Source organism: Streptomyces sp. SID486, from assembly GCF_009865385.1.
Taxonomy (GTDB): domain Bacteria; phylum Actinomycetota; class Actinomycetes; order Streptomycetales; family Streptomycetaceae; genus Streptomyces.
On sequence record NZ_WWJT01000168.1, the window covers coordinates 1 to 9,310 of the forward strand.

8 protein-coding genes are annotated in these 9,310 nt (G+C 73.1%); all 8 read left to right on the forward strand.

The features are described from left to right. Positions 1–1,254, forward strand: a 1,254-nt coding sequence (locus GT045_RS08090) for a DUF3152 domain-containing protein (RefSeq protein ID WP_237538435.1), incomplete at its 5' end; no start/stop codon positions are given. A 57-nt stretch (positions 1,255–1,311) separates the two neighbouring features. Then, complete coding sequence (locus GT045_RS40665; RefSeq protein ID WP_345942578.1) at positions 1,312–1,407, forward strand: Ms4533A family Cys-rich leader peptide; 96 nt, start codon at positions 1,312–1,314, stop codon at positions 1,405–1,407. Between the two features lie 190 nt (positions 1,408–1,597). After that, a complete protein-coding gene (locus GT045_RS08095; RefSeq protein WP_161333753.1) occupies positions 1,598–3,316 on the forward strand; it encodes an ABC transporter substrate-binding protein in 1,719 nt (572 codons plus the stop codon). 4 nt (positions 3,317–3,320) lie between these two features. Then, complete coding sequence (locus tag GT045_RS08100; protein ID WP_161333754.1) at positions 3,321–4,469, forward strand: ABC transporter permease; 1,149 nt, start codon at positions 3,321–3,323, stop codon at positions 4,467–4,469. Next, positions 4,466–5,464, forward strand: coding sequence for an ABC transporter permease (locus GT045_RS08105; RefSeq protein ID WP_161297812.1), 999 nt, complete (start codon positions 4,466–4,468; stop codon positions 5,462–5,464). The genes GT045_RS08100 and GT045_RS08105 overlap by 4 nt, the downstream gene beginning before the upstream one ends. Further along, positions 5,461–7,059, forward strand: a complete 1,599-nt coding sequence (locus GT045_RS08110) for an ABC transporter ATP-binding protein (RefSeq protein ID WP_161297813.1) — start codon at positions 5,461–5,463, stop codon at positions 7,057–7,059. Before GT045_RS08105 ends, GT045_RS08110 begins: the two co-directional genes overlap by 4 nt. 228 nt (positions 7,060–7,287) lie before the next feature. Further along, complete coding sequence (locus tag GT045_RS08115; protein ID WP_161333755.1) at positions 7,288–9,114, forward strand: DUF3492 domain-containing protein; 1,827 nt, start codon at positions 7,288–7,290, stop codon at positions 9,112–9,114. Next, positions 9,111–9,310 (forward strand): hypothetical protein (locus tag GT045_RS39535; RefSeq protein ID WP_237538436.1); only part of this gene is annotated, 200 nt, incomplete at its 3' end. The genes GT045_RS08115 and GT045_RS39535, both read left to right, overlap by 4 nt.

Here is a 9,310-nt window from a genome sequence, read left to right on the forward strand (position 1 = left end):
CATGGCCCTGCGCGAGGCGGCCACCCCGAGCAGCGGGAAGCCGGAGGCGGCTGGGGCGAGTTCCCCGGGCGCCCGGCCGGTGCCGGCGGACCCGCCCGCACCGGACCCGGTGTGGTGCTGCCCCGGCAGCGGCAGGCGGCGCCGGACGGGCGGGGGCACGGCCCCGGACCCGGTGCCGGCCCCCGGCAGGACTACCTCGACGCCTTCGACGCGGGTGCCGGTGGTGACGGCGGCTCTCGCACCGCCAGGGACGCCCGGAGGGGCACCCGGAACACCGGGGACGCCGCCACCGGAAGCGCCGCCGGCAGCGCCGCCGGCAGCGGGGACAGCGCGCAGGGCCGGGACAAGGGCGTCACCGAGGCCGGGGCGGGCCGGGTGCGCCGTACCGGCGAGGAGCCGGCCGGGGAACCCCGGCCGTCGGCAGGCGCGGCCGACGGCACGCGCGTGCCCGCGCAGCGCGGCGGGACCAAGGGCTGGGCCTTCACCGGCATCGCGGCGGCCGCCGTCACCACCGTGCTCGCGGTGGTCGTCGCCGGACAGGTGACCAAAGGGCGCGCCGAGGGCGACGAGCGGCCGGGGTCCGCCACCGGCCAGGCCCAGGACACCGGCGCCCCCGGCGAGGCCACGCCCTCCGCCCCGCCGAGCGCGGTGACGCTGACGTACGACCAGAAGATGGCCAAGAAGTACCCCCTGGGCGCCGCGCTGACCGCGTCGGGGAAGTTCGACGCCGTGCCCGGTTTCGACAAGGCACCCGGCACCGGGCAGAAGTACCGGTACCGCGTGGACGTCGAACAGGGGCTGGGGCTGGACGGCGCGCTGTTCGCCGAAGCCGTGCAGAAGACCCTGAACGACAAGCGCAGCTGGGCCCACGGCGGTGCCCGCACCTTCGAGCGCGTCTCCTCCGGCAAACCCGACTTCGTGATCACCCTGGCCAGCCCCGGCACCACCGCCAAGTGGTGCGCCAAGTCCGACCTGGACACCCTGGAGGAGAACGTCTCCTGCGACTCGGCCGCGACCGAGCGCGTCATGATCAATGCGTACCGGTGGGCTCAGGGCAGCACCACGTACGGTGACCGGATCCATGCCTACCGGCAGATGCTGATCAACCACGAGGTGGGGCACCGGCTCGGTCACGGGCACGTCAGCTGCCAGAAGGACGGCGAGCTGGCGCCCGTCATGCAGCAGCAGACGAAGTTCCTGGACCACGACGGAATCCACTGCCTGGCCAACCCGTGGCCCTATCCCGGCAGTTGACGGACCGTGCTTATGTCACATTGACATAAGCACTTCCGGTCGTTCATATTTCTGCGCATGTGGTCTAGTCATGCCGTCCGTGGGAGCGCCGCCATCGAGCTGGCGCTCATCGGCGTGACCGCACTCTGCGTGGCCGACATCCACTGTCGCTGACGCCGCCTGCCCGGCGTTCGCGTCGCGACCCTTCTCTCCTTGCGTCCGTGACCGTGTCACGGATTTTTCGACGACCCGACGCCGGGGCCGACGTCTGTCCGCAGCCGTCTCATTCCTTGTCCACATGTCTCAGTTATCGAGAAACCCTCGATCAACCCCTGACTCGTCACCCCGAGAGGTCGTCATTCCGATGCGTCACCCGTCCCTCAGAGCGCGCCGCGTGGCCGCGGTATCCGTCAGCCTGGTCGTGGCAGCGGGCGCCGCCGCCTGCGGCCCGAAGGACAGCGATGCCAAGGGCTCCGGCGGCGACTCCACGCCCCACAAGGGCGGCACGCTCACGGTCCTGAACTCGGAGCCGCAGAGCGACTTCGACCCCGCCCGCCTGTACACCTCAGGCGGAGGAAACGTTCCCTCGCTCGTCTTCCGCACCCTCACCACGCGCAACCGCGAGAACGGCGCGGCCGGCGCCGAGGTCGTCCCGGACCTCGCCACCGACACCGGACGCCCCAACAGGGACGCGACCGTGTGGACGTACACCCTGAAGAAGGGCCTGAAGTACGAGGACGGCACGTCGATCACCTCGGCCGACATCAAGTACGGCATCGAGCGGTCCTTCGCCCCCGAACTCTCCGGCGGCGCGCCCTACCTGCGTGACTGGCTGGCCGGGGCCGCCGGCTACCAGGGGCCGTACAAGGACAAGAAGGGCCTGTCGTCGATCGAGACGCCGGACGCCCGGACCATCGTCTTCCACCTGAACAAGCCCGAGGGCGAGTTCCCCTACCTCGCCACGCAGACCCAGTTCGCCCCGGTGCCCCAGGGCAAGGACACGGGCACCAAGTACGAGTCGCACCCCGTCTCGTCCGGCCCCTACAAGGTCGTCAGGAACGAGAACGACGGCGAGCACCTCGTCCTGGAGCGCAACGCGAACTGGTCGGCCGCGACCGACGCCGAGCGCAAGGCGTACCCGGACACGATCGACGTGCGCTCCGGCCTCGACTCCTCGGTGATCAACCAGCGGCTGTCCGCGTCCCAGGGGGCCGACGCCGCCGCCGTCACCACCGACACCAACCTCGGCCCGGCCGAACTCGCCAAGGTCAGCGGCGACAAGGAACTGGCCGCGCGCGTGGGCACCGGCCACTTCGGCTACACGAACTACATCGCGTTCAACCCGACGGTGAAGCCGTTCGACGACCCCAGGGTGCGCCAGGCCATCGCCTACGCCCTCGACCGGTCCTCCGTGGTCAACGCGGCCGGCGGCAGCGCCCTCGCCGAGCCCGCCACCACCTTCCTGCCCGACCAGAAGTCCTTCGGCCACACGCCCTACGACCCGTTCCCGGCGGGCAGGTCCGGCAACGCGGCGAAGGCCAGGGAGCTGCTGAAGCAGGCCGGGCACGACAACGGCCTGACCGTCACGCTCACGCACTCCAACAACAAGGACTTCGAGACCAGCCCGGAGATCGCCACCGCCGTCCAGGACGCGCTCAAGAAGGCCGGCATCACGGTCAGGCTGCGCGGCCTGGAGGACAACGACTACCGGGACAAGATCCACAGCGTGAAGACCGAGCCGGGCTTCTTCCTCGCCCACTGGGGTGCCGACTGGCCCTCCGGCGGTCCCTTCCTCGCCCCCATCTTCGACGGCCGGCAGATCGTCAAGGACGGCGCGAACTTCAACACGGGCCTGCTGAACGACAAGTCGGTCAATGACGAGATTGACGCGATCAACAAGTTGACCGACCTTGACGCCGCCGCCGTGCGGTGGGGTGCACTGGACAAGAAGATCGGCGAGAAGGCCCTCGTCGTGCCGCTGTTCCACCCTGTCTACAAGCGTCTGTACGGCAAGGACGTCAAGAACGTCGTCATCAGCGACTGGACCGGCGTCCTGGACATCTCCCAGGTCGCGGTGAAGTAGCGCCGTGAGCGAGGCACTTGCCGCCGTCGAGGCCGCCGGGACGGACACGTCCGTCCCGGCGGCCTCGGGGGCACGTCAGTTCTGGCGGCGGCTGCGTGCGCAGCGCGCCGCCCTGGTCGCCGCGGCCGTCGTCGCGCTGCTCGTCCTGGTCGCGCTCGCCGCGCCGCTGCTCACCGCCCTGGAGGGCCAGGACCCCACCACCTACCACCCCGCCCTGATCGACTCCGCGCGCGGAGGCGTGCCCATCGGCTCCTTCGGCGGCGCGAGCGCCGACCACTGGCTGGGCGTCGAACCGCAGACCGGGCGCGACATGTTCGCCCGGCTGGTCCACGGCGCGCGGGTCTCCCTCGGCGTGTCGCTCGGTGCCGCCCTGGTACAGGTCGTCCTCGGCGTCGTCATGGGCGTGGCCGCCGGACTGGGCAACCGCTGGGCCGACCTGATCCTGAGCCGCATCACCGACATCTTCCTCTCGATGCCACTGATGATCATGGCTCTCGCGCTGCTGGCCGTCGTGCCCGACAGCGTCCCGCGGCCCGTCCTCGTCGCGCTGGTCATCGCCCTGGTCTCCGGCTGGAGCACGACGGCGAAGACCGTCCGCGCGCAGACCCTCGCCCTCAAGAGCCTCGACTACGTCTCCGCCTCCCGGCTCAGCGGCTGGAGCACCTGGCGGACCGCCGTGCGCGAACTGCTCCCGGGCCTCGCCGCTCCGGTCATCACCTTCACCGCCCTGCTCATCCCGCAGAACATCAGTGCCGAGGCGGCCCTGTCCTTCCTCGGCGTCGGCGTGAAGCCGCCCACGCCCTCCTGGGGACAGATGCTCACCTCCGCCGACGTCTGGTACCAGGCGGCGCCGCAGTACCTGCTGCTGCCCGCCCTCGCCCTGTTCACGACCGTGTTCGCCCTGACCGTGCTCGGTGACGGCGTCCGTGTCGCCCTCGACCCCCGCGCCGCCTCGCGCCTGCGCGTCGGCACCGGCCGCAAGCGCGAGAACCGCGCGGAGACGGCCGTACCCGGGCCGGGTGCGGCCGTGGAGACCGCCGTACCGGGGCGGGACACGGCCGCGGAGACGGCGGTACCGCGGCCGGACGCGACCGCGGAGAGGGCCGTACCGGGGCCGGGCGCGGCCGCGGCGGCGAAGGAGGACCGGGCATGAACGGCTTCACCGGCTTCGTCCTGCGCCGGATCCTCGGCGCCGTGGTCACCCTGTTCGTGCTCTCGGTGATCGTCTACGTCGTCTTCTACGTCACCCCCGGCGACGTCGCCCAGATCACCTGCGGACCCCGCTGCTCGCCGGCCCAGGTCCAGCAGGTGGCCGGACAGCTGCACCTCGACGACCCCCTGTACGTGCGCTACTGGCACTTCCTGCAAGGGCTCCTCGCCGGCCAGGACTTCTCCACCGGGACCTCCGTCGAGCACTGCCCGGCGCCCTGCCTCGGGCAGTCGTACCAGACCGACCAGCAGGTCACCGACATCATCCTGGCCAAGCTGCCGGTCAGCTTCTCGCTGGTGCTCGGCGCGATGGTGATCTGGCTGCTGCTCGGCGTCGGCACCGGCGTCCTGTCCGCCTGGCGGCGCGGCCGGCTCTCCGAGCGGGTGCTGACCGCGGTCACCCTGGCGGGCGTCGCCACGCCCGTCTTCGTCATCGGCCTGGTCCTGATGATCGTCGTCTGCGGTGAACTCCAGCTCCTGCCCTTCCCGCAGTACGTGAACTTCACCGACGACCCCGAGCAGTGGGCGTGGAACCTGCTGCTGCCCTGGCTCTCCCTGGCCCTCGTCGAAGCGGCCAACTTCGCCCGGCTGACCCGGGCGTCGATGCTGGAGACGCTGGCCGAGGACCACATCCGTACGTTCCGCGCGTACGGCGTCGGCGAGCGCGCGGTGATCGCCCGGCACGCGCTGCGCGGCGCGACGGCCTCCGTCATCGCGCTCAACGCGGTCACCTTCGGTTCGGCCGTCGGCGGCGCCGTCCTCACCGAGACCCTCTTCGGACTGCCGGGCGTCGGCCAGGAACTGGTGCATGCCGTGAAGGTGGTCGACCTGCCGGTGGTCGTCGGGATGGTCCTGGTCATCGGCTTCTTCGTGGTCCTCGCCAACGCCGTCGCGGACGTGCTGTACGCGGTGGCCGACCGACGGGTGGTGCTCGCATGAGCCTGGTGGAAGTGACGGACCTGACCGTCGAGTTCGGCGCCCTGCGCGCCGTCGACGGGCTCTCCTTCAGCCTGGCGGAGGGCGCCGCCCTCGCCCTGGTCGGCGAGTCCGGCTCCGGCAAGTCCACCGTCGCCGGCGCCCTGCTGGGCCTGCACCGGGGCACCGGAGCCCGGGTCGGCGGCTCGGTGCGGGTGGCCGGCACCGACGTCCAGGCGGCCTCCGACGAGGAACTGCGCCGGCTGCGCGGCGCCCGCGCCGCCATGGTCTTCCAGGACCCGCTGTCCTCGCTCGACCCGTACTACGCCATCGGCGACCAGATAGCGGAGGTCCACCGCGTCCACACGCGCGTGTCACGCCGCGCCGCACGCGCGCGTGCCGTCGAGGTGCTGGAGAGGGTCGGGATCCCGGACGCCCGGCGGCGCTCCCGGTCCCGCCCGCACGAGTTCAGCGGCGGCATGCGCCAGCGCGCCCTCATCGCCATGGCCCTGGCCTGCGAGCCGGACCTGCTGATCGCCGACGAGCCGACCACCGCCCTCGACGTCACCGTCCAGGCGCAGATCCTCGACCTGCTGCACACGCTGCGCGAGGAGACCGGCATGGGCCTGCTGCTCGTCACCCATGACGTGGGCGTGGCCGCCGAGAGCGCCGACGACATCCTCGTCATGCGGCACGGCAGGGCCGTCGAGCGCGGCCCGGTCGGCGCGGTCCTCACCGCGCCCGCCGAGGCGTACACGCGCCGGCTGCTGGACGCCGTCCCGCGCGTGGACGCCCGCCGGACCGGCTCCCCGGCCACCGACGAGGTGGTGCTGGAGGCCACCGGGCTGCGGCGCGAGTTCGGCCGCGGCAAGCGGGCGTTCGCCGCCGTGGACGACGTCTCGGTGACCGTCCGGCGCGGGGAGACCCTCGGCGTGGTGGGCGAGAGCGGCAGCGGCAAGACCACCCTCGGCCGCATGCTCGTGGGACTGCTGGAACCGACCGCCGGCAGAATCCGGCACGAAGGGCGCCCGCACACCGGAGTGGACCCGGCCGTCCAGATGGTCTTCCAGGACCCCGTCTCCTCCCTCAATCCCCGCCGCAGCGTGGGCGAGTCCGTCGCCGACCCGCTCCGCGCGCGGGGCGGGCACGACGAGGCGGCCATCCGGCGGCGTGTGCGGGAGCTGCTGGAGCGCGTGGGGCTCGAAGGGGCGCACTACGACCGCTACCCGCACGAGTTCAGCGGCGGACAGCGCCAGCGCATCGGCATCGCGCGGGCGCTCGCCGCGGAGCCGCGCGTCATCGTCTGCGACGAGCCGGTCTCCGCGCTCGACGTCACCACCCAGGCCCAGGTGGTGGCGCTGCTCGGCGAACTGCAACGGGAACTCGGCCTCGCGCTCGTCTTCATCGCGCACGACCTCGCCGTCGTCCGTCAGGTCAGCGACCGGGTCGCCGTCATGCGGCGCGGGCGGCTGGTCGAGTACGGGCCCGCCGACGAGGTCTACGACAGCCCGCGCGAGCCGTACACCAGGCAGCTCCTGGCCGCCGTACCCGCGCTCGATCCGGAGCTGTCGGCCCGCCGCCGCGCCGCCCGGGGCGAACCGGAACCGGCCGGGCGCTGAGCACCGGGCCGCCGGGCCGGGTGCCGTAACGTTTCGCACCCGTGCGATCACCGTCCGATCCTTAGCGTGGCGGAACGCCACCCGCACGCGAAAGTTACGCCCGTTCACCCCTTTTGGTGGTGCGACGGACAACCGTCCGTCGCACCACCGCCTTGTCCCCTTACGTTCATCCCGCTGCGAGCCGCCGGCCAACGGCGGCTCCCCACACGGGAGAACGGGGGTGCACACGTGCGCATAGGACTGCTGACCGAGGGTGGCTACCCGTATGTGAGCGGTGACGCCGGGCTCTGGTGCGACCGGCTCGTACGCGGGCTCGCACAGCACGAGTTCGACGTCTATGCGCTCAGCCGCAGCCGGCACCAGGAGACCGAGGGCTGCGTTCCGCTCCCGCCGCAGGTCCGCCGGGTGCGTACGGCACCGCTGTGGACGGCCGAGGACGACGGGGTCGCCCTCGGGCGGCGCGCGCGCCGGCGCTTCGCCGAGTGCTACGGGGAGATGGTGGCGGCGGTGTGCGCCGGGGAGGCCGGGGGTGTCGCCGACGGGCCGGATGCCGGTGGATCGGATGCCGGTGGATCGGATGTCGGCGGGGCGGATGCCGGTGGATCAGATGTCGGCGGGGCGGATGCCGGCGGGGTCGGCCGCGCGCGTGACGGCTCCGAGGTGCCGTCCGGCCATCTGGCGGACCGTTTCGCCAGTGCGCTGTACGGGCTCGCCGAACTCGCCCGTGAAAGCGGCGGACTCGTCGGCGCCCTGCGCTCCGACACCGCCGTACGCGCCCTGGAGCGCGCCTGCCGCGCGCCTCGCGCGCTGCGCACGGCGCGCGAGGCGCGCGTACCCGACCTGCTCACCGTCGCCGCACACCTCGAACGCGCCCTGCGCCCCCTCTCCCTCGACTGGTACGACGACGACACCCTCGGCGCCGCAGACCTCTGCCACGCCGCCACGGGTGGCTCCGCCGCCCTCGGGGGGCTGCTCGCCCGCCACTTCTGCGGCGTACCGCTGCTCGTCACCGAGTACGGCGTGCAGCTCCGCTCGCACTACCTGAGCCTCGGCCCCGACGCCGCCGCGCCCGCCGTACGCGCCCTGCTCGGCGCCTTCCACGGCCGGCTCGCCGCCGAGGTCTACCGCGCGGCCGAGATCCTCACCCCGGGCAACGCCCACGCCCGCCGCTGGCAGGAGCGCTGCGGGGCCGACCGCGCCCGGATCCGCACGGTGTACCCCGGCATGGAGGCCGACCGCTTCACGGAGGCCGGCGAGTCCCCGGACCGGGCCGACCCGGACACCCTGGTCTGGGTCGGGCGCGTCGAACCCGCCAAGGACCTGGTGTCCCTGCTGCACGCCTTCGCCGACGTCCGCAGGGAGGAACCCGAGGCCCGCCTGCGGATCGTGGGCGCCCCCTCCGGCACCGAGGGCGCGGCCTACCTCGGCCACTGCCGGGCCCTCGCCGCACAGCTCTTCCCGGACGAGGCCGAGGGCGCGCACGCCGTCGGTGACAACCCCGTCTCCTTCGAGGAGGTCGGCTCCCCGGAGGCCCCGACACTGGCGGACGCGTACGCGTCCGGCGCCGTCGTCGTCCTCTCCAGCGTCGTGGAGGGCTTCCCGATCAGCCTGGTCGAGGCCATGCTCTGCGGCCGGGCCACCGTGTCCACGGACGCGGGCGCGGTCGTGGAGGTCATCGGCGGCACGGGACTGGTCGTCCCGCCGCGCAACCCCAGGGCGCTCGCGGAGGCGTGCGTGGCACTGCTGCGCGACCCCGAGCGCCGTGCACGGCTCGGCGCCGCCGCGCGCGCCCGGGCGCTCGAACTGTTCACCGTCGAGCAGAACATCACGGCATTTCACGGCATTTACCTGGAGATCGTCTCGCACTGCCCAGTCCGCCGGGTCGTGCTGGACGAGTCCGGCGAGCCCCTGCCCTTCGCTTCTCCCGCCGAGTCCCGCCTGCCCGGACGCTGGACCGGCCCCACGGCCCGCGCCCTGCCCCGCGGCGTCCCCGCCTGGGCCACCACGGCACCGGTCCGCGCGACCCCGCTCGCGGCTGCGGAAGGGCCCCGATGAGCGGCCAGGGCAGCCGCCCCACCGCCGACACGCCGGGTTCCGGCCTGCCACCACGGTGCGGCCTGGCGGCGGAGCCCCTGGACCGGGGCGCGCGGCACGAGCCGGGCGCCGGGGTGGCGGGGGAGCCGGGTGTGGAGCCCTGGGACCGGGGCGCGCGGTTCGAGCCGGGCGTCGGGGTGGCGGGGGAGCCGGGTGT